This is a genomic window from Pseudomonas sp. Irchel s3h14 (assembly GCF_900187425.1).
Taxonomy (GTDB): domain Bacteria; phylum Pseudomonadota; class Gammaproteobacteria; order Pseudomonadales; family Pseudomonadaceae; genus Aquipseudomonas.
On sequence record NZ_FYDJ01000011.1, the window covers coordinates 1 to 26,704 of the forward strand.

23 protein-coding genes are annotated in these 26,704 nt (G+C 58.5%); 19 read left to right on the forward strand and 4 right to left on the reverse strand.

The features are described 5' to 3' along the window. Nucleotides 1-388: 388 nt before the first annotated feature. Nucleotides 389-1,678 (reverse strand): citrate synthase, encoded by a 1,290-nt coding sequence (gene gltA, locus CKW16_RS20115; protein WP_095130070.1) that lies wholly within the window; start codon nucleotides 1,676-1,678, stop codon nucleotides 389-391. A gap of 362 nt (nucleotides 1,679-2,040) precedes the next feature. Here gltA and sdhC point away from each other — a divergent pair, with 362 nt between their 5' ends. From sdhC to CKW16_RS20175, 12 genes are all read left to right on the forward strand, one after another. Then, complete coding sequence (sdhC, locus tag CKW16_RS20120) at nucleotides 2,041-2,415, forward strand: succinate dehydrogenase, cytochrome b556 subunit (RefSeq protein WP_084322329.1); 375 nt, start codon at nucleotides 2,041-2,043, stop codon at nucleotides 2,413-2,415. Continuing rightward, the gene (sdhD, locus tag CKW16_RS20125) at nucleotides 2,409-2,777 is read left to right on the forward strand and encodes a succinate dehydrogenase, hydrophobic membrane anchor protein (RefSeq protein WP_095130072.1); all 369 of its coding nucleotides are present in this window, start codon (nucleotides 2,409-2,411) and stop codon (nucleotides 2,775-2,777) included. Before sdhC ends, sdhD begins: the two co-directional genes overlap by 7 nt. Nucleotides 2,778-2,780: 3 nt before the next feature. After that, nucleotides 2,781-4,556 (forward strand): succinate dehydrogenase flavoprotein subunit, encoded by a 1,776-nt coding sequence (gene sdhA, locus CKW16_RS20130; protein ID WP_095130074.1) that lies wholly within the window; start codon nucleotides 2,781-2,783, stop codon nucleotides 4,554-4,556. 11 nt (nucleotides 4,557-4,567) lie between these two features. Next, nucleotides 4,568-5,272 (forward strand): succinate dehydrogenase iron-sulfur subunit, encoded by a 705-nt coding sequence (locus tag CKW16_RS20135; RefSeq protein ID WP_095130076.1) that lies wholly within the window; start codon nucleotides 4,568-4,570, stop codon nucleotides 5,270-5,272. A 259-nt stretch (nucleotides 5,273-5,531) separates the two neighbouring features. Next, entirely contained in the window at nucleotides 5,532-8,363 is a 2,832-nt protein-coding gene (locus CKW16_RS20140) for a 2-oxoglutarate dehydrogenase E1 component (protein WP_095130078.1), read from the forward strand. Between the two features lie 42 nt (nucleotides 8,364-8,405). After that, nucleotides 8,406-9,626 (forward strand): 2-oxoglutarate dehydrogenase complex dihydrolipoyllysine-residue succinyltransferase, encoded by a 1,221-nt coding sequence (gene odhB, locus CKW16_RS20145; protein WP_046048039.1) that lies wholly within the window; start codon nucleotides 8,406-8,408, stop codon nucleotides 9,624-9,626. A 110-nt stretch (nucleotides 9,627-9,736) separates the two neighbouring features. Then, complete coding sequence (lpdA, locus tag CKW16_RS20150) at nucleotides 9,737-11,173, forward strand: dihydrolipoyl dehydrogenase (protein ID WP_095130080.1); 1,437 nt, start codon at nucleotides 9,737-9,739, stop codon at nucleotides 11,171-11,173. A gap of 200 nt (nucleotides 11,174-11,373) precedes the next feature. Continuing rightward, entirely contained in the window at nucleotides 11,374-12,540 is a 1,167-nt protein-coding gene (gene sucC / locus CKW16_RS20155; protein WP_008148602.1) for an ADP-forming succinate--CoA ligase subunit beta, read from the forward strand. Next, nucleotides 12,540-13,421, forward strand: a complete 882-nt coding sequence (sucD, locus tag CKW16_RS20160; protein WP_008148605.1) for a succinate--CoA ligase subunit alpha — start codon at nucleotides 12,540-12,542, stop codon at nucleotides 13,419-13,421. Before sucC ends, sucD begins: the two co-directional genes overlap by 1 nt. A gap of 421 nt (nucleotides 13,422-13,842) precedes the next feature. Then, nucleotides 13,843-15,156, forward strand: a complete 1,314-nt coding sequence (gene brnQ, locus CKW16_RS20165; RefSeq protein WP_095130082.1) for a branched-chain amino acid transport system II carrier protein — start codon at nucleotides 13,843-13,845, stop codon at nucleotides 15,154-15,156. Between the two features lie 160 nt (nucleotides 15,157-15,316). Next, nucleotides 15,317-16,054, forward strand: coding sequence for a DUF599 domain-containing protein (locus CKW16_RS20170; RefSeq protein ID WP_008148609.1), 738 nt, complete (start codon nucleotides 15,317-15,319; stop codon nucleotides 16,052-16,054). Further along, nucleotides 16,054-16,455, forward strand: a complete 402-nt coding sequence (locus CKW16_RS20175; protein ID WP_095130084.1) for an MAPEG family protein — start codon at nucleotides 16,054-16,056, stop codon at nucleotides 16,453-16,455. Before CKW16_RS20170 ends, CKW16_RS20175 begins: the two co-directional genes overlap by 1 nt. Nucleotides 16,456-16,528: 73 nt before the next feature. Here CKW16_RS20175 and CKW16_RS20180 read toward each other — a convergent pair whose 3' ends face one another. Beyond that, nucleotides 16,529-16,762: a hypothetical protein gene (locus tag CKW16_RS20180; RefSeq protein WP_095130086.1), complete on the reverse strand. Its 234-nt coding sequence runs from the start codon at nucleotides 16,760-16,762 to the stop codon at nucleotides 16,529-16,531. 157 nt (nucleotides 16,763-16,919) lie between these two features. On the opposite strand from CKW16_RS20180, the gene CKW16_RS20185 reads away from it, so the two are divergent. The 4 genes from CKW16_RS20185 (at nucleotide 16,920) to CKW16_RS20200 (ending at nucleotide 20,626) form a co-directional block, all read left to right on the forward strand. Then, complete coding sequence (locus CKW16_RS20185; RefSeq protein WP_095130088.1) at nucleotides 16,920-17,396, forward strand: PaaI family thioesterase; 477 nt, start codon at nucleotides 16,920-16,922, stop codon at nucleotides 17,394-17,396. After that, the gene (locus tag CKW16_RS20190) at nucleotides 17,393-17,845 is read left to right on the forward strand and encodes a PaaI family thioesterase (protein ID WP_046048032.1); all 453 of its coding nucleotides are present in this window, start codon (nucleotides 17,393-17,395) and stop codon (nucleotides 17,843-17,845) included. Before CKW16_RS20185 ends, CKW16_RS20190 begins: the two co-directional genes overlap by 4 nt. Before the next feature lie 81 nt (nucleotides 17,846-17,926). After that, nucleotides 17,927-19,831, forward strand: a complete 1,905-nt coding sequence (gene htpG, locus CKW16_RS20195) for a molecular chaperone HtpG (protein ID WP_095130312.1) — start codon at nucleotides 17,927-17,929, stop codon at nucleotides 19,829-19,831. Between the two features lie 66 nt (nucleotides 19,832-19,897). Further along, nucleotides 19,898-20,626 (forward strand): dienelactone hydrolase family protein, encoded by a 729-nt coding sequence (locus tag CKW16_RS20200; RefSeq protein ID WP_095130090.1) that lies wholly within the window; start codon nucleotides 19,898-19,900, stop codon nucleotides 20,624-20,626. Nucleotides 20,627-20,740: 114 nt separating this feature from the next. On the opposite strand, the gene CKW16_RS20205 is transcribed toward CKW16_RS20200, so the two are convergent. Together CKW16_RS20205 and CKW16_RS20210 are read right to left on the reverse strand one after the other, a co-directional pair. Next, entirely contained in the window at nucleotides 20,741-21,628 is an 888-nt protein-coding gene (locus CKW16_RS20205; protein ID WP_095130092.1) for a pirin family protein, read from the reverse strand. 61 nt (nucleotides 21,629-21,689) lie between these two features. Continuing rightward, entirely contained in the window at nucleotides 21,690-22,106 is a 417-nt protein-coding gene (locus tag CKW16_RS20210; protein WP_095130094.1) for an OsmC family protein, read from the reverse strand. A gap of 252 nt (nucleotides 22,107-22,358) precedes the next feature. Between CKW16_RS20210 and CKW16_RS20215 the strand changes: the two genes are divergently transcribed. The 3 genes from CKW16_RS20215 to CKW16_RS20225 all read left to right on the forward strand — a co-directional run bounded on the left by CKW16_RS20215 (nucleotide 22,359) and on the right by CKW16_RS20225 (nucleotide 26,704). Further along, nucleotides 22,359-23,984 (forward strand): methyl-accepting chemotaxis protein, encoded by a 1,626-nt coding sequence (locus tag CKW16_RS20215; RefSeq protein WP_095130096.1) that lies wholly within the window; start codon nucleotides 22,359-22,361, stop codon nucleotides 23,982-23,984. A gap of 168 nt (nucleotides 23,985-24,152) precedes the next feature. Continuing rightward, on the forward strand, nucleotides 24,153-25,529 hold the full coding sequence (locus CKW16_RS20220; protein ID WP_095130098.1) for a pyridoxal-phosphate dependent enzyme: 1,377 nt from the start codon (nucleotides 24,153-24,155) through the stop codon (nucleotides 25,527-25,529). Beyond that, a complete protein-coding gene (locus CKW16_RS20225; RefSeq protein WP_095130100.1) occupies nucleotides 25,526-26,704 on the forward strand; it encodes a PLP-dependent aspartate aminotransferase family protein in 1,179 nt (392 codons plus the stop codon). The genes CKW16_RS20220 and CKW16_RS20225 overlap by 4 nt, the downstream gene beginning before the upstream one ends.

Here is a 26,704-nt window from a genome sequence, read left to right on the forward strand (position 1 = left end):
TGGCTTTTGATCTTGATCTGCTTGCCCCTTTCCCAGAGGCCGAACGCAGGCGTTGCGCAGGGGGCACCGCGGCAAGGATGCCGCGGTAGCCGCCCCCGGCCATGGATGGCCGATGGCGGCGGGCCCCCGGAGCAATGCCGGAGTGAGGGCATGCCGAGCCTAGGCAAGGCACCGAATGGCGGGGCAGAAGCCCTTGGTTACTTGGGGTTTTTCCAAGTGATTCGCTGTAAAAGCGAAACCGTAATCAGCCATCACCGCAGAAACGGATATGTACACGACCAAAGACCCAGTCGGCCCTCAGGCCGCTGAGCCAGCACAAACAAAAACGGCCTCTATATAAATAGAGGCCGTTCCCGGTGCAACTCAAGACGTTATCGCAAGACAGGTCTTATTTGCGGTCTTCCAGCTTGGTGATATCACGCGACTCGTAGCCGGTGTACAGCTGGCGCGGACGGCCAATCTTGTACGGGCTGGAGAGCATTTCTTTCCAGTGGGAGATCCAGCCGACAGTCCGCGCCAGGGCGAAGATCACGGTGAACATGCTGGTTGGAATGCCGATCGCCTTGAGGATGATCCCCGAGTAGAAGTCGACGTTCGGGTACAGCGAGCGTTCGATGAAGTACGGGTCGGTCAGGGCGATCTCTTCCAGGCGCATGGCCAGTTCGAGTTGCGGATCGTTGGTGATGCCCAGTTCTTTCAGCACTTCGTCGCAGGTCTGCTTCATGACTGTTGCGCGTGGGTCGCGGTTTTTGTAAACCCGGTGACCGAAGCCCATCAGTTTGAACGGATCGTTCTTGTCCTTGGCCTTGGCGATGTACTTGTCGATGTTCGATACATCGCCAATTTCATCGAGCATGGTCAAAACAGCTTCGTTCGCGCCGCCGTGGGCAGGGCCCCACAGTGCAGCGATGCCGGCGGCGATACAGGCGAACGGGTTGGCACCCGAAGAGCCGGCCAGGCGTACGGTGGACGTCGATGCGTTCTGCTCGTGGTCGGCATGGAGGATGAAGATCTTGTCCATGGCGCTGGCGAGTACCGGGCTGATCGGTTTGATCTCGCACGGGGTGTTGAACATCATGTGCAGGAAGTTTTCCGCGTACGTCAGGTCGTTGCGCGGGTACATCATGGGTTGGCCCATGGAGTACTTGTAAACCATCGCTGCCAGGGTTGGCATCTTGGCAACCAGACGGATCGCGGAAATTTCGCGATGCTGCGGGTTATTGATGTCCAGGGAGTCGTGGTAGAAGGCCGAGAGGGCGCCGACTACGCCGCACATGACGGCCATTGGGTGGGCGTCGCGACGGAAACCGTTGAAGAACGTCTTCAGCTGCTCGTGAACCATGGTGTGGTTCTTCACGGTGCTGACGAACTGGGCCTTCTGTTCTGCGGTCGGCAATTCGCCGTTGAGCAGCAGATAGCAGGTTTCCAGGTAGTCCGACTTTTCAGCCAGCTGTTCGATCGGGTAGCCGCGGTGCAGCAGAATGCCGTTGTCGCCGTCGATATAGGTGATCTTCGACTCGCAGGAAGCTGTCGACATGAAACCAGGGTCAAAGGTGAAACGGCCCGTGGCCGTCAGGCCCCGAACATCGATAACATCGGGACCAACGGTGCCGGTTAAAATGGGCAGCTCGACGGGGGCTGCGCCCTCGATGATCAACTGCGCTTTTTTGTCAGCCATGTGGCCTCCTATTTATGCTTGAAATCATCAGACAGACCCCCCACGCAGGGCCCGCACCACTATAGTGAGATAAATTCGAATGTCAATTTGCCTAAAGTCTTGCTCCAGAAGGCTTTAACCGGACTTTTTCCTCGAAATTGACTGCCATTTACGCCTTTTATACGACTTGTGCAATGAGCTATTAGGGGAAGGCGAACGCGTTGTCATTAGTAGCCTAACTGTCTATACTCGGCCACCGACCGCCAGGGGCTTTTGGGCCTGCTTTATTGGGGGTCGCATCCCTGGGTGGTGGTTACCTGACCAGTGCACTCCCCAACAACTTTGCCCTGATTGTTAGGGGCTCTTCAGTGTGAAAAAAAGCCGTGAAAAGCCAACGACCTGTAAACCTAGACCTAAGGACCATCAAACTCCCCATCACCGGCGTTACGTCGTTTCTTCACCGTGTTTCCGGCATCATCCTCTTCCTGGGCCTTGGCTTCATGCTGTATGCATTGAGCAAATCCCTGGGTTCCGAGGAAGGTTTTGCCGACGTGAAGGCAACCTTGACCAGCCCTCTGGCCAAGTTCGTAGCATGGGGCCTCCTGTCCGCTCTTCTGTATCACTTGGTAGCCGGTGTGCGCCATATGATCATGGACATGGGCATCGGTGAGACGCTGGAAGGCGGCACGCTGGGCTCGAAAATCATTATCGCCGTGTCTGCGGTGTTGATCGTTCTGGCGGGAGTTTGGATATGGTAACCAGCGTTACGAACCTGTCGCGTTCAGGCCTCTATGACTGGATGGCACAGCGTGTGTCTGCGGTCGTTCTCGCGGCTTATTTCATCTTCCTGATCGGATACCTCGTTGCGAACCCTGGTATTGACTATGCCCAATGGCATGGCCTGTTCGCCCACAACGGAATGCGTATCTTCAGTCTCCTGGCCCTCGTTGCCCTCGGCGCTCACGCCTGGGTCGGCATGTGGACCATCGCGACCGACTACCTGACGCCAATGGCGCTGGGCAAGTCCGCGACTGCAGTACGTTTCCTCTTCCAGGCGGTATGCGGCGTCGCGATGTTCGCGTACTTCGTCTGGGGTGTGCAGATTCTTTGGGGTATCTGATTCATGTCTAATACAGTTAATACACTTTCGTTCGACGCCATCATCATTGGCGGCGGCGGTGCTGGTATGCGCGCTGCTCTGCAGCTGGCACAGGGCGGTCACAAGACTGCCGTAGTTACCAAGGTTTTCCCGACTCGTTCGCACACTGTATCCGCTCAGGGTGGCATCACCTGCGCCATCGCCTCGGCAGATCCGAACGATGACTGGCGCTGGCACATGTACGATACCGTCAAGGGTTCCGACTATATCGGTGACCAGGACGCTATCGAATACATGTGTTCCGTAGGCCCGGAAGCGGTCTTCGAGCTCGAGCACATGGGCTTGCCGTTCTCCCGTACCGAACAAGGTCGCATCTATCAGCGTCCGTTCGGCGGTCAGTCGAAAGACTTCGGTAAAGGTGGCCAGGCTGCACGTACTTGCGCCGCTGCCGACCGTACCGGTCACGCACTGCTGCACACCCTGTACCAGGCCAACCTGAAGGCCGGCACCGTATTCCTCAACGAATACTACGGTGTCGACCTGGTGAAGAACGAAGATGGTGCCTTTGTCGGCATGATCGTCATCTGCATCGAAACTGGCGAAACTTCCTACGTCCGCGCTAACGCCACTGTACTGGCGACTGGCGGTGCAGGTCGTATCTACTCGTCCACCACCAATGCCCTGATCAACACCGGTGACGGTGTCGGCATGGCTCTGCGTGCTGGCGTGCCGGTACAAGACATTGAAATGTGGCAGTTCCACCCGACCGGCATCGCCGGCGCCGGTGTACTGGTTACTGAAGGTTGCCGCGGTGAAGGCGGTTACCTGATCAACAAGCACGGCGAGCGTTTCATGGAGCGTTATGCTCCGAACGCCAAAGACCTTGCTGGTCGTGACGTTGTTGCTCGCTCGATGGTTAAAGAAATCATCGCCGGCAACGGTTGCGGTCCGGATGGCGACCACGTAATGCTGAAACTCGATCACCTCGGTGAAGAAGTTCTGCACAGCCGTCTGCCAGGCATCATGGAACTGTCCAAGACCTTCGCCCACGTCGATCCAGCCGTGTCGCCGATTCCGGTCGTTCCAACCTGCCACTATATGATGGGCGGCGTGCCGACCAACATTCATGGTCAGGCAATCACTCAGGATGAAAACGGCGTTGACCAGATCATCCCGGGCCTGTTCGCAGTAGGCGAAGTGGCCTGCGTATCGGTTCACGGTGCCAACCGTCTGGGCGGCAACTCGTTGCTCGACCTGGTGGTGTTCGGCCGTGCAGCCGGCCTGTTCCTGGAACAGACCCTGAAAGAAGGCGTCGACTACACCCGCGCTCGCCAGTCCGACATCGATGCTGCCCTGGCGCGTCTCGATGGCCTGAACTCGCGTACCGAAGGCGAAGACGTCGCCACCCTGCGTAAAGAGCTGCAAAGCTGCATGCAGAACTACTTCGGTGTATTCCGTACCGGCGAATACATGCAGAAGGGTATTGCTCAGCTGGCTGATCTGCGTGGCCGTATCGCCAACGTCAAGATCAACGACAAGAGCCAGGCGTTCAACACCGCTCGTATCGAAGCTCTGGAATTGCAGAACCTGCTGGAAGTGGCCGAAGCTACCGCCATCGCCGCAGAGATCCGCAAAGAGTCCCGCGGCGCTCACGCCCGTGAAGACTACGAAGATCGCGACGACGAAAACTGGCTGTGCCACACCCTGTACTTCCCGGGTGACAAGCGCGTAACCAAGCGTGCTGTGAACTTCTCGCCGAAGACTGTTCCGACTTTTGAACCTAAGATTCGGACTTATTAAGGGTGGCCGCCATGTTGAAAGTCAGTGTTTATCGCTACAACCCTGATCAGGACGCTGCGCCGTTCATGCAGGAATTTTCGGTCGATACCGGTGGTAAAGACCTGATGGTGCTGGACGTGCTGGCCCTGATCAAAGAGCAGGACGAAGGGTTCTCCTATCGTCGCTCTTGCCGTGAAGGTGTTTGCGGTTCCGACGGCATGAACATCAACGGCAAAAACGCTCTGGCGTGCGTCACGCCGCTGTCCGCTGTCGTAAAAGGTAACAAGCTGATCGTTCGTCCTCTGCCAGGTTTGCCGGTTATTCGTGACCTGGTCGTCGATATGAGCATCTTCTACAAGCAATACGAAAAGGTTAAGCCATACCTGCAGAACGACACGCCGGCTCCGGCCATCGAACGTCTGCAGACCCCTGAAGAGCGTGAAAAGCTCGACGGTCTGTACGAGTGCATCCTGTGCGCTTGCTGCTCGACCTCTTGCCCGTCCTTCTGGTGGAACCCGGACAAGTTCCTGGGTCCAGCTGCTCTGCTGCAAGCGTATCGCTTCCTGGCAGACAGCCGCGACACCAAGACTGCCGAGCGTCTGGCTTCGCTGGATGACCCGTTCAGCGTATTCCGCTGCCGCGGGATCATGAACTGCGTCAACGTTTGCCCGAAAGGCCTGAACCCGACTAAGGCCATCGGTCACGTACGTCACATGTTGCTGCAAAGCGGCGTGTGATTCAGCAGTACCCGTAGGACCGCAGTACCCGTAGATGCTACGGCGCAGGCTTCAACCGGCGCCGTAGTTTTAACCTGAGCAGCAGCTTATAAGGCTGCGGCTCTTATTTTGAAGAAATGAGACAAGCAGGGGCATCCGGGCTGGTACCCGGACTATCAGCGTGATCCTAAGTGGCTTGTTTTAGTCGCTGCATTCGGACTTCTGCAAGTGTGCTCGGTGTCGACGCCGGTGGTGTTCCCCTAACCGAGGGTGACCAAGCATGCAAGAAAGCGTGATGCAGCGCATGTGGAACAGCGCCTACCTATCCGGTAGTAACGCTGCCTATGTGGAAGAGCTCTACGAGCTCTACCTGCACGACCCTAACGCTGTGCCAGAAGAGTGGCGCACCTACTTCCAGAAGTTGCCTGCTGACGGCAACACTGCCACCGATGTTTCGCACTCCACAATTCGCGATCATTTCGTCTTGCTGGCAAAGAACCAGCGCCGCGCCCAACCGGTTTCCGCCGGCAGCGTGAGCAGTGAGCACGAGAAGAAGCAAGTTGAAGTGCTGCGATTGATCCAGGCCTACCGTATGCGTGGCCACCAGGCAGCCCAGCTTGACCCGCTGGGGCTGTGGCAGCGTCCTGCACCTGCAGACCTGTCGATCAATCATTACGGCTTGACCAATGCCGATCTTGATACGACCTTCCGTGCCGGCGACCTGTTCATCGGCAAAGAGGAAGCGAGCCTACGCGAAATTCACGAAGCGTTGCAGCAGACATATTGCCGCACCATCGGCGCTGAATTTACGCATATCACCGATTCCGAGCAGCGCCAGTGGTTCCAGCAGCGTCTGGAAAGCGTGCGCGGCCGTCCGACGTACTCCGCCGACATCAAGAGCCACCTGCTTGAGCGCGTGACTGCCGGCGAAGGTCTGGAAAAATACCTGGGTACCAAATACCCGGGTACCAAGCGTTTCGGTCTGGAAGGCGGCGAGAGCCTGATTCCGATGCTCGACGAGCTGATCCAGCGTTCCGGTTCCTACGGCACCAAGGAAATCGTTATCGGCATGGCCCACCGTGGTCGTCTGAACGTGCTGGTCAACACCTTCGGCAAGAACCCGCGCGAGCTGTTCGACGAGTTCGAAGGCAAGAAGAAGGTCGAGCTGGGTTCCGGTGACGTTAAGTATCACCAGGGCTTCTCGTCCAACGTGATGACCACTGGCGGTGAAGTTCACCTGGCCATGGCGTTCAACCCGTCCCACCTGGAAATCGTTTCCCCGGTGGTCGAAGGTTCGGTTCGCGCCCGTCAGGATCGTCGTAACGACCCTACCGGCGAGAAGGTTCTGCCGATTTCCATCCACGGTGACGCGGCATTCGCCGGTCAGGGTGTGGTCATGGAAACCTTCCAGATGTCGCAGACCCGCGGTTTCAAGACCGGCGGCACCGTGCACATCGTGATCAACAACCAGGTCGGTTTCACCATCAGCAACCCGCTGGACTCGCGTTCCACCGAGTACGCGACCGACGTTGCGAAAATGATCCAGGCGCCGATCCTCCATGTGAATGGTGATGATCCGGAAGCCGTGTTGTTCGTGACCCAGCTGGCCATCGACTACCGCATGCAGTTCAAGCGTGACGTGGTGATCGACCTGGTCTGCTACCGTCGTCGTGGCCACAACGAGGCCGACGAGCCAAGCGGCACCCAGCCAATCATGTATCAGCAGATCACCAAACAGCGCACCACCCGTGAGCTGTATGCCGATCGTCTGACTCAGGGCGGTGTGCTGGACGCAGAGCGTGTTCAGGCGAAAGTCGACGAATACCGCAATGCGCTGGACAACGGTCTGCATGTTGTAAAAAGCCTGGTCAAAGAGCCGAACAAAGAGTTGTTCGTGGACTGGCGTCCGTATCTGGGCCACGCCTGGACCGCGCGTCACGACACTCGCTTCGATCTGAAAACCTTGCAGGAACTGTCCGCCAAGCTGCTGGAAATTCCGGAAGGCTTCGTGGTTCAGCGCCAGGTCTCGAAAATCTACGAAGACCGTCAGAAAATGCAAGCCGGCGGCCTGCCGATCAACTGGGGTTACGCCGAAACCATGGCGTACGCGACCCTGGCGTTCGAAGGTCACCCGATTCGCATGACGGGTCAGGACATCGGTCGCGGTACGTTCTCGCACCGTCACGCTGTCTTGCACAACCAGAAAGACGCGGGTACCTACGTCCCGCTGCAAAACCTGTACAAGGGCCAGCCACGTTTCGACCTGTACGATTCGTTCCTGTCCGAAGAAGCCGTGCTGGCGTTCGAATACGGTTACTCGACCACCACGCCTGAGGCGCTGGTGATCTGGGAAGCCCAGTTCGGCGACTTCGCCAACGGTGCCCAAGTGGTTATCGACCAGTTCATCACCAGTGGCGAGCACAAGTGGGGCCGTCTCTGCGGTCTGACCATGCTGCTGCCGCACGGTTATGAAGGTCAGGGTCCGGAGCACTCTTCGGCTCGTCTGGAGCGTTACCTGCAGCTGTGCGCCGAGCACAATATTCAGGTCGCCGTCCCGACTACGCCGGCTCAGATCTACCACTTGCTGCGTCGTCAGGTGATTCGCCCGCTGCGCAAGCCGTTGATCGTTCTGACTCCGAAGTCGCTGTTGCGTCACAAACTGGCCATCTCGACCCTGGAAGATCTGGCCGAAGGTTCGTTCCAGACCGTTATCCCGGAAATCGATGTTCAAGACCCGAAAAAGGTCGAGCGCATTGTTCTGTGTAGCGGCAAGGTCTACTACGACCTGCTGGAAAAACGCCGTGCCGAAGGTCGTGACGACATCGCCGTCGTGCGTATCGAGCAGCTGTACCCATTCCCTGAGGACGACTTGAACGAAGTCCTGGCTCCGTACACCAACCTCAAACATATCGTTTGGTGTCAGGAAGAGCCGATGAACCAGGGTGCCTGGTACTGCAGCCAACACCACATGCGCCGCATCGTTGGCAATCACAACAAGTCTCTCGTACTCGAGTACGCGGGCCGTGATGCTTCTGCTGCACCTGCTTGTGGTTATGCATCGATGCACGCTGAGCAGCAGGAAAAACTGCTGCAAGACGCCTTTACTGTTTAACGCCTTCGCGCACCTGAAACCGAATTTAAGGACCCACAGATAATGGCTATCGAAATCAAAGCCCCCACTTTCCCGGAATCGGTTGCCGATGGCACCGTTGCCACCTGGCACAAAAAGCCGGGCGACGCCGTCAAGCGCGACGACCTGATCGTCGACATCGAAACTGACAAAGTCGTATTGGAAGTGTTGGCCACCGCTGATGGCGTGCTGGGCGCGATCGTCAAGAACGAAGGCGACGTCGTTCTGTCCGACGAAGTCCTGGGCTCCATCGAAGCGGGCGGCGCTGCTGCCGCTCCAGCTGCTGCCGCTGCTCCGGCCGCTGCACAAGCTGCTGCTCCAGCCGCTGAAGGCGAAGATGATCCTGTTGCTGCACCGGCTGCTCGCAAGCTGGCTGAAGAAAACGGTATCAACATCGCTTCCGTTGCCGGCACTGGCAAAGGCGGTCGTGTGACCAAGGAAGACGTTGTTGCCGCTGTAGCTGCCAAGAAAGCCGCTCCAGCTGCCGCGCCTGCCAAGGCAGCTGCTCCTGCCGCTGCTGCTCCAGTGTTCGCTGCCGGCGATCGCATCGAGAAGCGCGTACCGATGACCCGCGTGCGGGCCACCGTCGCCAAGCGTCTGGTTGAAGCTCAATCGAACATGGCGATGCTGACCACTTTCAACGAAGTCGACATGACCGAAGTCATGGCGCTGCGTTCGAAGTACAAGGACCTGTTCGAGAAGTCCCACAACGGCGTGCGCCTGGGCTTCATGTCGTTCTTCGTCAAGGCTGCCACCGAAGCGCTGAAACGCTACCCTGCGGTCAACGCTTCGATCGACGGTGCTGACATCGTTTACCACGGCTACGCTGACGTCGGTGTTGCTGTTTCCAGCGACCGCGGCCTGGTTGTTCCGGTTCTGCGTAACGCCGAACTGATGAGCCTGGCTGAAATCGAAGGCGGCATCGCCACCTTCGGCAAGAAGGCTCGTGACGGCAAACTGTCGATGGACGAGATGACCGGCGGTACTTTCACCATCACTAACGGTGGTACTTTCGGTTCGATGATGTCGACCCCGATCGTCAACCCGCCGCAAGCGGCCATCCTGGGCATGCACAACATTCTGCAGCGTCCTATGGCGATCAACGGTCAGGTTGTAATCCGTCCGATGATGTACCTCGCTCTGTCCTACGATCACCGTCTGATCGATGGCAAAGAAGCTGTGACCTTCCTGGTTACCATCAAGAACCTGCTGGAAGACCCGGCTCGTTTGCTGCTGGATATCTGATTTCGTTGCACGGGCCGTCCAGTGATGGACGGCCCATCTGTAATGACCAGCTTCGTCCCACGACGGTCCTCAAAAGGGCCCGTCCGGTTTGATTCGAGAAGGAATGACACATGACTCAGAAATTCGACGTGGTAGTGATTGGCGCGGGCCCTGGCGGCTACGTGGCTGCCATTAAAGCAGCGCAACTGGGCCTCTCCACTGCCTGCATCGAGAAATACACCGACAAGGAAGGCAAACTGGCCCTCGGCGGTACTTGCCTGAACGTCGGCTGCATTCCATCCAAGGCGCTGCTGGACAGCTCCTGGAAGTACAAGGAAGCCAAAGAAGGCTTCGCGATCCACGGTATCAATCACGCTGGCGTGACCATGGACGTGGCGGCAATGGTTGGCCGTAAAGCCAACATCGTCAAAGGCCTGACCTCTGGCGTTGCCACCCTGTTCAAGGCGAACGGCGTCACTTCCCTGCAAGGCCACGGCAAACTGCTGGCCGGCAAGAAAGTCGAGCTGACCAAGCCAGATGGCACCGTCGAAATCATCGAAGCCGAGAACGTGATTCTGGCTTCGGGCTCGCGTCCGATCGACATTCCACCGGCTCCGGTTGACCAGAACGTAATCGTCGATTCGACGGGCGCACTGGAATTCCAATCGGTTCCAAAACGTCTGGGCGTGATCGGCGCTGGCGTAATCGGTCTGGAGCTGGGTTCGGTCTGGTCCCGTCTGGGTTCCGAAGTGGTTGTTCTGGAAGCCCTGGAGAAGTTCCTGCCAGCGGCTGACGACGCCGTTTCCAAAGAAGCCTACAAGACCCTGACCAAACAAGGTCTGGACATCAAGCTGGGCGCTCGCGTCACCGGTTCCAAAGTGAACGGCAACGAAGTTGTCGTGAACTACACCGATGCCAATGGCGAACAGAACATCACGTTCGACAAGCTGATCGTTGCCGTTGGTCGCCGTCCGGTGACCACCGAGCTGCTGGCAGCTGACAGCGGTGTGAACATCGACGAACGTGGCTTCGTTTTCGTTGACGACCAGTGCGCGACCAGCGTGCCGGGCGTTTACGCGATCGGCGACGTGGTTCGCGGCATGATGCTGGCGCACAAGGCGTCCGAAGAAGGCATCATGGTGGTTGAGCGCATCAAGGGCCACAAAGCCCAAATCAACTATGACCTGATCCCGTCTGTTATTTATACTCACCCGGAAATCGCGTGGGTCGGCAAAACCGAGCAGGTCTTGAAGGCTGAAGGCGTTGAAGTTAACGTTGGCACCTTCCCGTTCGCAGCCAGTGGCCGTGCCATGGCAGCCAACGATACCGGCGGTTTCGTGAAAGTCATCGCTGATGCCAAGACTGACCGCGTATTGGGCGTCCACGTGATTGGCCCGAGCGCTGCAGAACTGGTTCAGCAGGGCGCGATCGGTATGGAATTCGGCACCAGCGCTGAAGACCTGGGCATGATGGTTTTCTCCCATCCGACCCTGTCCGAAGCCTTGCACGAAGCAGCTCTGGCTGTGAATGGCGGCGCCATCCACATTGCCAACCGCAAGAAGCGTTAAGACAAGACAATAAGAAACCACGGCGGAAGGCCCGTCGTGAGCCTTGCGTGCAAGACTCACCGCGGAATGTCCGCCGGACGCAGCCTTGCGTAGTCTCACCGGTTATCCGGAACACCTACGCAAGCAGCAGTCACAGGTGGTGCGGCACTTGAACAAGTGCAGCACCGAATGCGCAGTACCTAACGAAGACGGTAATAAGCATGAATCTTCACGAGTATCAGGGTAAGCAGCTGTTCGCTGAATACGGCCTGCCAGTATCCCAGGGTTTCGCCGTAGACACCCCGGAAGCAGCAGCAGAAGCGTGCGACAAAATCGGCGGGACCGAATGGGTTGTCAAAGCCCAGGTTCACGCAGGTGGTCGCGGTAAAGCGGGCGGCGTTAAGCTGGTTCGCAGCAAAGAAGACGCCAAAGCATTCGCTCAACAGTGGTTGGGCAAGCGTCTGGTGACTTACCAGACTGATGCCAATGGCCAGCCAGTCACCAAGATCCTGGTTGAATCGTGCACTGATATCGCTAAAGAGCTGTACCTGGGCGCTGTCGTTGACCGTTCGAGCCGTCGCATCGTGTTCATGGCTTCCACCGAAGGTGGCGTGGACATCGAGAAAATCGCTCACGACACCCCTGAGAAAATCCTCAAGGCCACTATCGATCCACTGGTTGGCGCTCAGCCATTCCAGGGTCGCGAGCTGGCATTCCAGCTGGGTCTGGAAGGCAAGCAAGTTGCTCAGTTCGCCAAGATCTTCGTAGGTCTGGCCAAGCTGTTCAAGGATCACGACCTGGCTCTGCTGGAAGTGAACCCGCTGGTGATCAAGGCTGACGGCGATCTGCATTGCCTCGACGCCAAGATCAACATCGACGCCAACGCCATGTACCGTCAGCCTAAGCTGAAGACTTTCCACGATCCGTCGCAAGACGATCCGCGCGAAGCGCACGCTGCCAAGTTCGAACTGAACTACGTAGCACTGGAAGGCAACATCGGTTGCATGGTCAACGGTGCTGGCCTGGCCATGGGTACCATGGACATCGTCAACCTGCATGGCGGCAAACCAGCCAACTTCCTCGACGTGGGCGGCGGTGCTACCAAAGAACGCGTTACCGAAGCGTTCAAGATCATCCTGTCCGACACTAACGTCGCTGCAGTATTGGTCAACATCTTCGGCGGCATCGTTCGTTGCGACATGATTGCCGAAGGCATCATCGGCGCTGTGAAAGAAGTCGGCGTGAAAATCCCGGTTGTTGTTCGCCTTGAAGGCAACAACGCTGAGCTGGGCGCTAAAGTACTGGCAGAAAGCGGTTTGAACATCATCGCTGCTACCAGCCTGACCGACGCTGCTCAACAAGTTGTCAAAGCTGCGGAGGGCAAATAATGAGCGTCCTGATCAATAAAGACACCAAAGTTATCTGCCAGGGTATTACCGGTTCGCAAGGTAGTTTCCACACCCAGCAAGCCATCGAATACGGCACCAAGATGGTTGGTGGCGTAACTCCGGGCAAAGGCGGCACCGAGCACCTGGGTCTGCCAGTGTTCAACACCGTGAAAGATGCTGTAGCTGCCACTGGCGCCACCGCCAGCGTGATCTACGTTCCAGCTCCTTTCTGCAAGGACTCCATCCTGGAAGCAGCATTCGGCGGCATCAAGCTGATCGTTTGCATCACTGAAGGCATTCCTACCCTGGACATGCTGGATGCCAAGGTCAAGTGCGACGAGCTGGGCGTAGTCCTGATCGGTCCTAACTGCCCAGGCGTGATCACTCCAGGCGAATGCAAGATCGGCATCATGCCAGGTCACATTCACTTGCCAGGCAAGGTCGGTATCGTTTCCCGTTCCGGCACCCTGACCTACGAAGCTGTGAAGCAAACTACTGACGCCGGTTTCGGTCAGTCGACTTGCGTCGGCATCGGCGGTGACCCGATCCCGGGCTCGAACTTCATCGACATCCTGAAGCTGTTCCAGGAAGACCCGAAGACCGAAGCGATCGTTATGATCGGTGAGATCGGCGGTTCGGCTGAAGAAGAAGCGGCTGCCTACATCAAGGCACACGTGACCAAGCCGGTTGTTTCCTACATCGCTGGTGTGACTGCCCCTGCGGGCAAGCGCATGGGCCATGCTGGCGCAATCATCTCTGGCGGCAAAGGCACTGCAGACGAGAAGTTTGCTGCCCTGGAAGACGCAGGCGTTAAAACCGTGCGTTCGCTGGCAGACATCGGCAAGGCTTTGTCCGAGCTGACCGGTTGGGCGATCAAGTAAGCCTCGCGCTTATCTGACGCTTCACCAAACAAAGGCCACCTTCGGGTGGCCTTTGTCGTTTCTGGTGATCGTTCCCACGCTCCCGCGTGGGAATGCCGCCGGGGACGCTCCGCGTTCCGCCTTTGGATGTGACGCAGAGCGTCACGGGATGCATTCCCACGCAGAGCGTGGGAACGATCTGTGCGGAGGTAGGAAATTTATATATGTAAACGCGACACGGGAATGTCGCATATCGGATAGATCGCACCCTAACAGTGCGTTTGTCGGGCAAATTCGTTAGGCTAGCAGCCATTTTTGCGTCCGCGGCCCACAAGGTTGCTACGCGCTAAACGGGTCAGTCCTATACGGACCGACAGCATTTCCCTCACCCCTCAGGGAAATCCCTCTCTAAATTCCGATTCAGTAGTGTGGTATTTCCTTAATGAAAGTGTTGAAAGGCCAGGACATCCTGGCACTTGGTTTTATGACGTTTGCCCTGTTTGTCGGGGCTGGCAACATCATCTTCCCGCCTATCGTCGGTCTGCAGTCCGGTCCAAATGTCTGGATGGCGGCGCTGGGTTTTCTGATCACTGCGGTCGGTCTGCCGGTGATCACCGTTGTTGCGCTGGCCAAGGTCGGTGGCGCCATGGATGCCTTGAGCAGCCCGATCGGCAAAGTCGCCGGTGGCCTGCTGGCTGCTGCGTGCTACCTCGCTGTCGGCCCGCTGTTCGCGACACCGCGCACCGCTACCGTGTCATTCGAAGTCGGCTTGGCGCCGCTGACCGGCGAGAGCCCGCTGGCACTGTTCCTCTATAGCTCGGTGTACTTCCTGGTGGTGTTCTTCATCTCGCTCTATCCGGGCCGGCTGCTGGATACCGTAGGACGTTTCCTCGCACCGCTGAAGATCATCGCCCTGGCCGCGCTCGGCATCGCAGCGTTTGCATTGCCGGCCGGTGATGTCGGCGTGGCCACCCCGGAATACGTGGCGGCACCGTTCTCCCAAGGCTTCATCAATGGTTACCTGACCATGGATACCCTGGGCGCGCTGGTGTTCGGTATTGTCATCGTCAACGCAATCCGTTCCCGTGGCGTTGAGTCGCCGGTGTTGATTACCCGTTACGCGATCATCGCCGGACTGATTGCCGGCGTGGGTCTGGCGCTGGTTTACGTCAGCCTGTTCCGTCTCGGTTCGGGCAGCCATGAAGTGGCCGCGGGTGCCACCAACGGCGCGGCGGTGTTGCACGCTTACGTGCAACACACCTTCGGCTCTCTGGGCAGCGGTTTTCTGGCGGTGCTGATCTCCCTGGCCTGCCTGGTGACGGCGGTGGGTCTGACATGTGCCTGTGCTGAATACTTCAGCCGTGTGCTGCCGCTGTCCTACAAGACATTGGTCATCATCCTGGCCGCATTCTCCCTGCTGGTGTCCAACCTGGGCCTCACCAAGCTGATTGCGTTCTCGATCCCGGTGCTGACCGCGATCTACCCGCCGTGCATTGCCCTGGTCGCCCTGAGCTTCTGCAAGGACTTCTGGCATGAGCAGGGCCGCATCGTCGGTCCGGTGATGCTGGTGTCGTTCATCTTCGGTTTGATCGACGCCCTCAAGGGTGCGGGTCTGGCGGACTGGATGCCGACTCAGTTGTCCCACCTGCCGCTGAGCGAGCAAGGCCTGGCCTGGCTGGTGCCGTCGGTCATGACCCTGGTCGTCGCGGTGGTTTGCGATCGCATGCTGGGCAAGCGCGAAGAAGCACTGGCTTAAGCCGCTTCATGGCCCGCCACAAGCGGGCTGTGAACACACATGGAAATGCCCCGTATCAATCGATACGGGGCATTTTTTTTGGAGGTGGTGCAGTGTCTTTTTCCTTGAGCTAACGTCGAAGCACTACATTGCTTTTACCAAACACATCACAAGGACCTGCATGTCGTTCATCCACGCCAACATGATCCACATCCTCGCCGCGCTCTGGTTCGCCATCTGCTGGGGTGGCTACACCCGTTATGCGACGTGGAAGGGCCGCGACACCGCGTGCCTGGCCAGCGTGCTGCACCTTTATCGCGAAGACTGGATGCGCCGCATGCTGTTGCGCGACAACCGCATCGCTGACGCCAGCGTGATCGGTAACCTGGAGCGCAACGCCTCGTTCTTCGCCTCCAGCACACTGATTATTCTGGCCGGCATTCTCACGGTGCTCGGAGCCTCCGAACGGGCGGTGTCGTTGTTGGCGGATATCCCGATGGTGCAACAGGCATCCCAAGGGATGTCGGAGATCAAGTTGCTGTGCCTGGCGCTGGTGTTTGTCTATGCGTTCTTTACGTTCAGCTGGTGCATGCGCCAGTACAACTTTGCGGCCATTCTGGTGGGCTCGGCGCCTATGGTCGGTGAGCGTCACGTTTCCGAACAAGAGCGCAAAGCCTTTGCTGCCCGGGCGGCCCGCGTCATTTCCATGGCCGCCAACCAGTTCAACTTCGGACTGCGATCCTACTACTTCGGCATGACCATGCTGGCCTGGTTCGTCAGCCCGTGGTTGTTCATGTTGATGAGTGCCGGCGTGGTGCTGGTGTTGTATCGCCGGGAGTTTCATTCCGACGTTCTCGACGTGATGGTCTATACACCTACAGAGGCGCCATTGCCCGAGGCGATTAAAGAGGCTGTTTGATGAGTATTCCGTTCTGGTGTGTATTTATCAGTGCACTGCTGATTTATGTGGCGAAGATTCCAGTCGCCAGGGCGATGAATGACCTGGGCGGTTATGACAACCATCTGCCGCGTCAGCAACAGGCGCAACTGACTGGCTTTGGTGCCCGTGCGTTGGCGGCTCATCAAAACTGTTTTGAGGCATTCATTCTGTTCGCGGTGGGGGTGTTGATGGCGCACACCACGCAGACAGCGGGGTGGCTGATCGACTTGCTGGCAATCATCTTCGTGATTACGCGAATCATTTATTTGCTGTGCTATTGGGTTGATCTGGCCTGGCAGCGGAGCCTGGTTTGGTTCGTCGGATTAGTGTGTTCGTTGTTGCTGATGATTAGTCCGACTTTTAAAACTATTTTGCTGTAACGCCTGCTTTGCAAAAAACAGGCAAAAGAAAACCCGCACTTGGCGGGTTTTCTTTATCACGCTAAAAACCGTTTTAGTTTTTAGGTGCTTCTTTTGTAGCTGCTTCGTTCGATTCAGCCTGAGCTTTGGCAGCTTCGGCGTTTTCTTTCGCAGCGTCGTTCACTTTATCCTGAGCTTTGCTCATGTCTTGCTGAGCTTGCTCAGCATGTTTGGCTGCATCTTGAGCTTTGTCCTCGGATTTTTTATCGCAGGCAGCGAGACCGAGGGAAGCGGTCAACATCAAGGCAATAGCTAAAGTCTTACGCATGGGTGTTTCTCCTTATGGAAAATATCTACTGGCCTTAAGAGCACAGCCCATAGCGTTAAGTTCCTCAATTCAGACAGATATATAAGATTATTCTGACGGGAACTTTTACTAAAAACGCCTAGTGCATTGCCTGAACACTAAGAAGAGTTTTATCAAAATGGCCGAAAACCCCGTTTTTGAGCGCGCTACACGATTTTTATCGGCGCTGCGACATTGTCAGGTGCTTGGGCTGCGGGTTCACAGCGCCAGCGGTGATGGACTAACGGTCATCCTGCCGTACAGTCCGCAAATTGTTGGCAACCCGCAAACCGGCGTGATTCACGGCGGGGCGCTTACCTCGCTGATGGACACTGCCTGCGGCATGTCCACCCTCTGCGTCCTGCCCGAGTTCGAAGTTTGTCCGACCCTCGACCTGCGCATCGACTACATGCACGCCGCCGAGCCGCATAAAGATGTCTACGGTTTTGCCCAGTGCTACCGGGTGACCACAGATGTGATCTTTGCTCGCGGTTTCGCCTATCAGGACGATCCCGAGCAGCCCATCGCTCATGTAGTAGGCACCTTCATGCGCATGGGCAAAGCCATCAAGGGCGCAAAAGGTTTTGGCGGCGTCATCGCCGGAGGTGCGAAATGACCGATTCTTTCAAGGAACAACTTCAGCAGGCACATGAGCAGGGCGACTACGCCTCGCTGTTGCACCTGATCCCCTACGCCAAACTGATCGGTGTCGAATGTTCGCGGGTGGGGGATGACCTGCTGTTTCGCTTGCCGGCCAACAAGGACAACATTGGTAACCCTTTATTGCCGGCGATCCATGGCGGGGTGATTGCCGGGTTCATGGAGCTGTCCGCAGCGCTGCACCTGCTGATTTTCACCGGCTCGCCGGGTGTGCCGAAGATCATCGATTTCTCCCTCGACTATCTTCGCGCCGGGCAGTTTCGCGACACCTGGGCCAGATGCCAGGTTTGCCGGCAGGGTCGCCGGGTGGCCAATGTTGCGATTACGGCCTGGCAAAGCACCGAAGCCGAACCGATTGCCACAGCCCGCGCTCATTTCAAAATTGAAGAGCCCTTGAAATCCTGAACTCAGCCCCCAACTTTGATGACAACCCGCCGCCGACCCTTCAGGTCGCGGCCACTGCCATCTGATTGGAGTTTGATGACCATGAGTGTGGAAACTCAAAAGGAAACCCTGGGCTTCCAGACCGAGGTGAAGCAGCTGCTGCACCTCATGATCCATTCGCTGTATTCCAACAAGGAAATTTTCCTTCGCGAATTGATCTCGAACGCCTCTGACGCTGTCGACAAATTACGTTTCGAAGCCCTGTCCAAGCCTGAGTTGCTGGAAGGTGGCGCCGAACTGAAAATCCGTGTGAGCTTCGACAAGGACGCTAAAACCGTCACCCTCGAAGACAACGGCATCGGCATGAGCCGTGAAGATGCGATCACCCACTTGGGTACCATCGCCAAATCCGGCACTGCCGACTTCATGAAACATCTCTCCGGCGATCAGAAAAAAGACTCGCACCTGATCGGTCAATTCGGTGTGGGTTTCTACTCTGCATTCATCGTCGCCGATAAAGTCGACGTGTTCAGCCGTCGTGCCGGTGCTGCTGCCAGCGAAGGCGTGCACTGGTCGTCCAAGGGCGAAGGCGATTTTGAAGTTGCCACCGTTGATAAAGCCGAGCGCGGCACCCGTATCGTCCTGCACCTGAAGTCCGGTGAAGACGAGTTCGCCGATGGCTGGCGTCTGCGCAACATCATCAAGAAGTACTCCGACCACATCGCTCTGCCGATCGAGTTGCCGAAAGAAGTGGCAGCCGTTGAAGGCGAAGAGCAACCGGCCGTTGAATGGGAAACCGTCAACCGTGCCAGCGCGCTGTGGACCCGTCCGCGTACCGAGATCAAGGACGAGGAATATCAGGAGTTCTACAAACACGTCGCTCACGACTTCGAAAATCCGCTGAGCTGGAGCCACAACAAGGTCGAAGGCAAGCTCGAATACAGCTCGCTGCTCTACGTGCCGGCCCGTGCTCCGTTCGATTTGTACCAGCGTGAAGCGCCGAAAGGCCTGAAGCTGTATGTGCAGCGCGTGTTCGTGATGGATCAGGCGGAGTCGTTCCTGCCGCTGTACCTGCGCTTCATCAAAGGCGTGGTCGATTCCAACGACCTGTCGCTGAACGTGTCGCGGGAAATCCTGCAGAAAGACCCGATCATCGACTCCATGAAGTCGGCGCTGACCAAGCGCGTTCTCGACATGCTGGAAAAGCTGGCGAAGAACGAGCCTGAGCAATACAAGAGCTTCTGGAAAAACTTTGGCCAGGTCATGAAAGAAGGCCCGGCAGAAGACTTCGCCAACAAAGAGAAAATCGCCGGCCTGTTGCGTTTTGCATCGACCAACGGTGATGAAGGCGAGCAAGTGGTGGGTCTGGCCGAATACCTGGCTCGCGCCAAGGAAGGTCAGGACAAGATTTATTACCTGACCGGCGAAACCTACGCGCAAGTCAAAAACAGCCCGCACCTGGAAGTCTTCCGCAAGAAAGGCATCGAAGTGCTGCTGCTGACCGACCGCATCGACGAGTGGCTGATGAGCTACCTCAGCGACTTCGACGGCAAGAGCTTTGTCGACGTGGCGCGCGGTGATCTGGACCTGGGCAACCTGGATTCGGAAGAAGACAAGAAAGCTGCGGAAGAAGTCGCCAAGTCCAAAGAAGGTCTGGTTGAGCGTCTGAAAACTGCACTGGGCGATTCCGTCGCTGAAGTGCGGGTTTCCCATCGTCTGACCGATTCCCCGGCGATTCTGGCCATCGGCGAACAGGACTTGGGCATGCAGATGCGTCAGATCCTCGAAGCCAGCGGTCAGAAGGTTCCTGAATCGAAGCCGATCTTCGAATTCAACCCGGCTCACCCGCTGATCGAGAAGCTCGACAACGAGCAAAGCGACGAACGCTTCGGCGATCTGTCGCACATTCTCTTCGATCAGGCGGCCCTGGCCGCCGGCGACAGCTTGAAAGACCCGGCCGCCTACGTGCGCCGTCTCAACAAGCTGCTGGTTGAACTGTCGGTTTAACTGCGTTGTACAAAAACCCGCTTCGGCGGGTTTTTTTATTCTGGTGTCTTTTACTGGGAGTTAGTCATGAGCCAAATCACTGTTCGTTCCGTCGCTTATCAGATTGATGGCCAGTCGTATGAAAGCCGTCTGGCGTTCGATGCCGACCACAAAGGCCCACGCCCCGGTTTGTTGATGGCGCCGAACTGGATGGGCGTCAGCGCCGGTGCCGAGGAGATCGCCAAGTCCGTGGCGTCCAAGGGTTATGTGGTGCTGATCGCGGACCTCTACGGTCAGTCGGTCCGTCCGCAGAACGGCGACGAGGCGGGTGCAGCCATGATGCCGCTCAAGCATGACCGACCGTTGTTGCGCAAACGCATGCAAGCAGCGTTCGATCAGCTGCAGATCCAGGACGAAGCGGCGGTCGATAGCTCGAAACTGGCGACCTTTGGTTTCTGCTTCGGCGGCTGCTGCGCACTGGACCTGGCGCGTATCGGCGCGCCAGTGAAGGCTGCGGTGTCGTTCCACGGAACGCTGGATTCGCCGAATCCGGCTGATGCCAGGAATATCAAAGGTTCGGTGTTGGTGCTGCACGGTGCATCCGACCCACTGGTGCCGAAAGAGCAATTGCCGGCGTTTGAAGATGAGATGAACGCGGCAGGCGTGGATTGGCAACTGCTGAGCTACGGCGGCGCGGTGCATTCCTTCACCGATCCGCGCGCCAATGTGCCGGGCATGATGATGTATGACGCGAAGACGGCGGGGCGTGCGTTTGCGTCGATGCACAACTTGCTGGATGAAGTGTTTAAAGGCTGATCCTCGCTTGTGATCGTTCCCACGCTCCGCGTGGGAATGCAGCCCGTGACGCTCCGCGTCACTGGACGCGGAGCGTCCCTAGAGGCATTCCCACGCGGAGCGTGGGAACGATCATTACAGCGGGGTTGGCTCGCTTCGTCCTTTTGGCAATTCGATCCGCTCACTTTCCCCCGGCACCGTCGGCCAATCCCCGGTCGCCCAGCGCCGGCGAGCCTCATCGATCAACACCGGATCGCTCGCCACAAAATTCCAGTTGATCCGCCGCGGTCCATCCAGTGGCGCCCCGCCAAACAGCATGGCATGACAGTCGCTTTCAGCGAACAGCGTCATCTCTTCCCCGGCCGGCAGCACCACCAGCGAATGCGGCTCTATCAACTCGCCATCCAGTTGCACCTCGCCGTCCAGCACATACAACGCCCGCTCTTCATGCTCGGTGGGAATCAGCAATGTGGTCGCCGTTTGCAGGTTCAATTCGGCATACAAGGTAGGAGAAAGCACCGGGACCGGTGATTCCAGGCAAAAGCCTGACCCGGCAATCATCCGGATCTTCACCCCCAGGTTATCGCTGACCGGTAGCGTGGCCGCCGGATGGTGACTGTAGTGTCCGGGACCGTGCTCTTTATCTTTTGGTGAGGCCAGCCAAATCTGCAAACCGTGCAGGGTGAAACCGCTGACCTTCAACGCCTCAGGCGTGCGCTCGACGTGGGCAATCGCGCTGCCCGCCGTCATCCAGCTGACATCACCGGCCTCCACCACCTGATCGGAGCCGAGGCTGTCCTTGTGCTGGATTTTTCCTTCGAACAAGTACGTGAGGGTCGACAGACCTATGTGCGGATGCTGACGGATGTTCATGCCTTTTCCCGCCTCATAACGGGTTTCGAGCATGTGGTCGAAAAACACGAAAGGCCCGACGCTGCGGCATTTGGCTGATGGCAGCGGGCGAAGAATCGGTTGGCCTTCGACATCTTCGGCGCGGGGACGGATCACGAGCGGAGTGTTCATGCTGCATTCCAGGCTGTGCGGGTAATGCGTGGAGCATAACCCGCTTGCGCAGCCCTTGCCGCTATTGGCTGAAGGCACCTTCAGACAGGTGCGTTTCGATGCTGACATCGGTGGTGGTCATCAACTTGTGGACCGGGCAACGGTCGGCCACTCGGTGCAGCTCATCGCGCTGAGCGTCGGTGAGCACACCTTTGAGTGTCAGTTTGACGTGGAGGGCATATTTACCTTTCTGCTCTTCGCTGTTGTCACGTTTGACTTCAACTGTGACACCGGTCAGCGGGATGTCTTTCTTCTTCGCGTACATCTTCAGGGTCAGGGCCTTGCAGGCACCCAGGGCCGCGTCGAAGTAATCGTGTGGCTCGGGCGCCGAGCCTTCGCCGCCGGCGAGTGTCGGTACGTCGGCAAAGAGTTCATGGTCATCGATCTGTACGCTGTGACGAAAACCTTCGTGGGAAACGGTGTTGACGGTGACAGTCATGGGAAACCTCGCAGGTAACAGGAAAAGTCATTCGATCAAAAAAGACCTTGAAGGTATAGAGCACTCCTCCTGTTACGCGTTCCACTTTCTTGCTCGCCCATTGCCGAGCGCTGAATCGTTACCGCTCGACGATCGGAGTAGTAAGGCGTTTTGATATCACGTTTTCGTCTTACGCAAAATTTCTCCGGGCCGATACCTTCTTAAGCAACCCGCTGCAGGGTTGATGCAGCGCTTTTGGAAGGAACCAGAGCAATGAGTATCAGAAGTCTCAATATTGCGCCGCGCGCGGGCCTGGGTTTTGGCTTGCTGGCGTTGATGGTATTTGGATTGGGGGCGTTCGCCCTGCTGCAAATGTCGAACATGCGCGCGCAGTCCGATCAGGTCGATGACAACTGGCTGCCCAGCGTAATGGCGGTCGGGGAGATGAATCAGGACATGCTGCGGCTGCGGGCATTGACCATGCGCCTGCTGATCAATCGCGACCCGCAGGCGTTGGCGCAAAACGTCAGCAAACTCAACGAACTCAAAGGCAATCTGGGTGAGCCTCAGCAGCGTTATGACGCGCTGATCGTGCTGCCCGAAGAGCGTGTGCTGTTCGACCGCTTCAAAGCCTCGGAGCAACACTACCTGCAGTTCCAGACTCAGGTGATGACGCTCTCGGCCCAGGGACGGGTGGAAGAGGCGGCTGCCATCCTCAATGGCGAGATGAGTCCGTTGGCCGATGAAATCGCCGCCACCCTCAAGGCATTGGTCGAACTGAACAAATACAACGCTAACCTGGCGACGGAGGCGGGGCGCCAAGTGTTCAGCCATTCGCGGGTCGGGGTCGGGGTGATGATCGGCCTGACGGCGCTGATGACCATCGGCCTGGCGCTGCTGCTGACCCGCAGCATCGTCGTGCCGCTTTCCCAATCGTTGAAGGTGGCTGAAGGGGTGGCTGGCGGCGATCTGACCGGTGACATCAGCATCAGCGGCAAGGACGAGCCGGCGCGGCTGTTGCACGCGCTCAAGAGCATGCAGGGGAGTTTGCGCGAAACCCTGCGGCGTATTTCCGACTCATCCAGCCAATTGGCCTCGGCTTCGGAAGAACTCAGTTGTGTGACCGAAGAGGCCACCCGGGGCCTGCATCAGCAGAGCCTGGAAATCGACCAGGCCGCCACAGCGGTGAATCAGATGACCGCGGCGGTGGAGGAGGTTGCGAGCAATGCGGTGGCCACGTCCGAAGCGTCTCGGGAATCCGACCGGATCGCCCAGCACGGTCGCGAGCAGGTGCATCAGACTGTGTTGTCCATCGAATCCCTGGCCGACGATGTCACGGCCAATGCGACCCAGGTCGAGGACCTGGCGCAGAAAGTCTATGGCATCAGCAAAGTCCTGGATGTGATTCGCTCGATTGCCGAGCAGACGAACTTGCTGGCCCTGAACGCGGCCATCGAAGCGGCGCGGGCCGGGAGTGCCGGGCGCGGGTTTGCGGTGGTGGCCGATGAAGTGCGAGCGCTGGCGCACCGGACTCAGCAATCGACCCAGGAAATCGAGCAGATGATCTCCGGCATCCAGAAAGGCACCGATGCGGCGGTCAGTTCGATGCAGCAGAGCAACACGCGCGCGCGTTCGACCCTGGAAGTGGCGAAAGCTGCGGGCACGGCGCTGGAAGAAATCGCCACGGCGTTTACTCTGATCAATGAGCGCAACCTGGTGATCGCCAGCGCCTCAGAGGAACAAGCGGCTGTCGCGCGTGAGGTGGATCGCAACCTGATGAACATTCGCGATCTGGCGTTGCAGACGTCGGCCGGGGCGAATCAAACCAGTGCCGCGAGCCAGGAGCTGTCTCGGTTGGCGGTCGATCTGAATACGATGGTGGCGCGGTTTTCGGTCTGAACGCCGAGCGGTTTTGTCGTTCCGGCGACGCTACCGGCTGGCTGTGCAAGGTTGCGGGTGGCGCCATCCCGGCCTATGGTCCAAGCGATACTTTGCCGCGACTGGCGCGCAATGATTCGACGCCGGTCGCTGTCCATCCAGTGCTGATTTGCGTAGCGAGGTGACGACATGCCCACCGACTCCCGACCCGCCGTACTCGAACTGATCGGCAATACGCCGCTGGTGCGCGTCAGCCGTTTCGATACCGGCCCGTGCACGCTGTTCCTCAAGCTCGAATCACAGAACCCCGGCGGCTCGATCAAGGATCGCATCGGCCTGGCGATGATCGACGCCGCCGAGCGCGATGGCAGCCTGCGCCCCGGCGGCACCATCGTCGAAGCCACCGCCGGCAACACCGGCCTTGGCCTGGCGCTGGTCGGCCGTGCCAAGGGTTACCGAGTGGTGTTGGTGGTGCCGGACAAGATGTCCACCGAGAAGGTTTTGCACCTCAAGGCGATGGGCGCCGAGGTGCACATCACCCGCTCCGACGTTGGCAAGGGCCATCCCGATTACTACCAGGACGTTGCGGCGCGGCTGGCGCTGGAAATTCCCGACGCTTTCTTCGCCGATCAATTCAACAACCCGGCCAACCCGCTGGCCCACGAATGCAGCACCGCGCCGGAGATCTGGGCGCAGACTCAGCATGATCTGGACGCCATCGTCGTTGGCGTCGGCTCGGCCGGTACGCTGACCGGGCTGACCCGTTTCTTTCGCCGCGTGCAACCGGACCTGGTCATGGTGCTGGCCGATCCGGTCGGCTCGGTGATGGCCGAATACAGTCGCAGCGGCACCATGAGCACGCCCGGCTCCTGGGCGGTGGAGGGCATCGGCGAGGACTTCATTCCGTCGATTGCCGACCTGTCCAGCGTGCGCCACGCCTACTCGATCAGTGACGAGGAAAGCTTCGATCATGCCCGCCAACTGCTGCGCGCCGAAGGCATACTCGGCGGCTCTTCGACCGGCACACTGCTGGCGGCGGCGCTGCGTTACTGCCGCGAGCAGACCGAGCCGAAGCGGGTCGTCAGCTTCGTCTGCGACACCGGCACGCGCTATCTGTCGAAGGTCTATAACGACCAGTGGATGAACGATCAGGGCCTGCTGCAGTACAAACATTATGGCGATCTGCGCGACCTGATCTCGCGGCGCTTCGAGGATGGTCGGGTGATCAGCGTAGGCCCGGACGACACGCTACTCACCGCGTTCCAGCGCATGCGCCTGGCGGATGTGTCGCAACTGCCGGTGCTGGAGGGCGGACAGCGGCTGGTCGGCGTGATCGACGAGTCCGACATTCTGCTGGGCATGCAGGAAGATGCTTCGCACTTTCGCATGAGCGTGGCCAGCGCGATGACCGATCAGCTGCAAACCCTGCCTCCAGGCGCCAGTCTGGCTGAACTACGCGCGGAGCTCGACCGTGGGCTGGTGGCGATCATCGCCGACGCTTCGGGCTTCCACGGCTTGATTACTCGAGTCGACATGCTCAACCACTTACGGAGATCCCTTACATGAGTCAACACGATGAAAACGCTGTGCCACGTGCCTTCGCCACCCGTGTGATCCATGCCGGGCAAACGCCCGACCCTTCCACCGGGGCACTGATGCCGCCGATTTACGCCAACTCCACCTATTTGCAGCAGAGCCCCGGTGTGCACAAAGGCTTCGACTACGGGCGCTCACACAACCCGACGCGCTTTGCGCTGGAACGTTGCGTTGCGGACCTCGAAGGCGGCACCCAGGCCTTCGCGTTCGCCTCCGGGCTGGCGACGATTTCCACCGTGCTCGAATTGCTCGATGCTGATTCGCACATCGTCTCCGGCAACGACCTGTACGGCGGTACTTTTCGCCTGTTCGACAAAGTGCGCCGGCGTAGCGCCGGGCATCGCTTCAGCTTCGTCGACCTGACTGATTTGTCGGCCTTCGAAGCGGCGCTGCAGGACGACACGCGGATGGTCATGGTCGAGACGCCGAGCAATCCATTGCTGCGCCTCACTGACCTCGTTGCCATCGCGCGCATCTGCCGCCAGCGCGGCATCATTTGTGTGGCCGACAACACCTTTGCCAGCCCCTGGATACAGCGCCCGCTGGAGCTGGGCTTCGACATCGTGCTGCACTCGACCACCAAGTACCTGAACGGCCACTCCGACGTGATCGGCGGCATCGCGGTGGTCGGACAAAACGCAGACCTGGCGGAGCGTCTGGGCTTCCTGCAGAACGCGGTAGGCGCGATCGCCGGGCCGTTCGACGCTTTCCTCACCCTGCGCGGCGTGAAGACCCTGGCGCTGCGCATGGAACGCCACTGCAACAATGCGCTGGACCTGGCGCAATGGCTGGAGCGTCAGCCGCAGGTGGCGCGCGTCTATTATCCGGGCCTGCCGTCGCACCCGCAGCACAACCTGGCGCAGCGGCAGATGCGCGGTTTCGGCGGGATGATATCCCTCGACCTGAACAGCGACCTAGCCGGTGCCACGCGCTTCCTCGAGAGTGTGCGGATCTTTGCCTTGGCCGAGAGCCTGGGCGGGGTGGAAAGCCTGATCGAGCACCCGGCGATCATGACCCACGCCAGCATCCCCGCGGATACTCGTGCGCAACTCGGCATCGGCGATGCGCTGGTGCGGTTGTCCGTAGGGGTTGAGGATGTCGAAGACCTGCGCGCCGACCTGGCACAGGCGCTGGCGCGGATCTGA

What these genes read in the sequence shown, in the direction of transcription:
- gltA (WP_095130070.1), bottom strand. Translation starts at nt 1,678, where the DNA reads ATGGCTGACAAAAAAGCGCAGTTGATCATCGAGGGCGCAGCCCCCGTC.
- sdhD (WP_095130072.1), top strand. Translation starts at nt 2,409, where the DNA reads ATGGTAACCAGCGTTACGAACCTGTCGCGTTCAGGCCTCTATGACTGG.
- sdhA (WP_095130074.1), top strand. Translation starts at nt 2,781, where the DNA reads ATGTCTAATACAGTTAATACACTTTCGTTCGACGCCATCATCATTGGC.
- CKW16_RS20135 (WP_095130076.1), top strand. Translation starts at nt 4,568, where the DNA reads ATGTTGAAAGTCAGTGTTTATCGCTACAACCCTGATCAGGACGCTGCG.
- CKW16_RS20140 (WP_095130078.1), top strand. Translation starts at nt 5,532, where the DNA reads ATGCAAGAAAGCGTGATGCAGCGCATGTGGAACAGCGCCTACCTATCC.
- odhB (WP_046048039.1), top strand. Translation starts at nt 8,406, where the DNA reads ATGGCTATCGAAATCAAAGCCCCCACTTTCCCGGAATCGGTTGCCGAT.
- lpdA (WP_095130080.1), top strand. Translation starts at nt 9,737, where the DNA reads ATGACTCAGAAATTCGACGTGGTAGTGATTGGCGCGGGCCCTGGCGGC.
- sucC (WP_008148602.1), top strand. Translation starts at nt 11,374, where the DNA reads ATGAATCTTCACGAGTATCAGGGTAAGCAGCTGTTCGCTGAATACGGC.
- sucD (WP_008148605.1), top strand. Translation starts at nt 12,540, where the DNA reads ATGAGCGTCCTGATCAATAAAGACACCAAAGTTATCTGCCAGGGTATT.
- brnQ (WP_095130082.1), top strand. Translation starts at nt 13,843, where the DNA reads ATGAAAGTGTTGAAAGGCCAGGACATCCTGGCACTTGGTTTTATGACG.
- CKW16_RS20170 (WP_008148609.1), top strand. Translation starts at nt 15,317, where the DNA reads ATGTCGTTCATCCACGCCAACATGATCCACATCCTCGCCGCGCTCTGG.
- CKW16_RS20175 (WP_095130084.1), top strand. Translation starts at nt 16,054, where the DNA reads ATGAGTATTCCGTTCTGGTGTGTATTTATCAGTGCACTGCTGATTTAT.
- CKW16_RS20180 (WP_095130086.1), bottom strand. Translation starts at nt 16,762, where the DNA reads ATGCGTAAGACTTTAGCTATTGCCTTGATGTTGACCGCTTCCCTCGGT.
- CKW16_RS20185 (WP_095130088.1), top strand. Translation starts at nt 16,920, where the DNA reads ATGGCCGAAAACCCCGTTTTTGAGCGCGCTACACGATTTTTATCGGCG.
- CKW16_RS20190 (WP_046048032.1), top strand. Translation starts at nt 17,393, where the DNA reads ATGACCGATTCTTTCAAGGAACAACTTCAGCAGGCACATGAGCAGGGC.
- htpG (WP_095130312.1), top strand. Translation starts at nt 17,927, where the DNA reads ATGAGTGTGGAAACTCAAAAGGAAACCCTGGGCTTCCAGACCGAGGTG.
- CKW16_RS20200 (WP_095130090.1), top strand. Translation starts at nt 19,898, where the DNA reads ATGAGCCAAATCACTGTTCGTTCCGTCGCTTATCAGATTGATGGCCAG.
- CKW16_RS20205 (WP_095130092.1), bottom strand. Translation starts at nt 21,628, where the DNA reads ATGAACACTCCGCTCGTGATCCGTCCCCGCGCCGAAGATGTCGAAGGC.
- CKW16_RS20210 (WP_095130094.1), bottom strand. Translation starts at nt 22,106, where the DNA reads ATGACTGTCACCGTCAACACCGTTTCCCACGAAGGTTTTCGTCACAGC.
- CKW16_RS20215 (WP_095130096.1), top strand. Translation starts at nt 22,359, where the DNA reads ATGAGTATCAGAAGTCTCAATATTGCGCCGCGCGCGGGCCTGGGTTTT.
- CKW16_RS20220 (WP_095130098.1), top strand. Translation starts at nt 24,153, where the DNA reads ATGCCCACCGACTCCCGACCCGCCGTACTCGAACTGATCGGCAATACG.
- CKW16_RS20225 (WP_095130100.1), top strand. Translation starts at nt 25,526, where the DNA reads ATGAGTCAACACGATGAAAACGCTGTGCCACGTGCCTTCGCCACCCGT.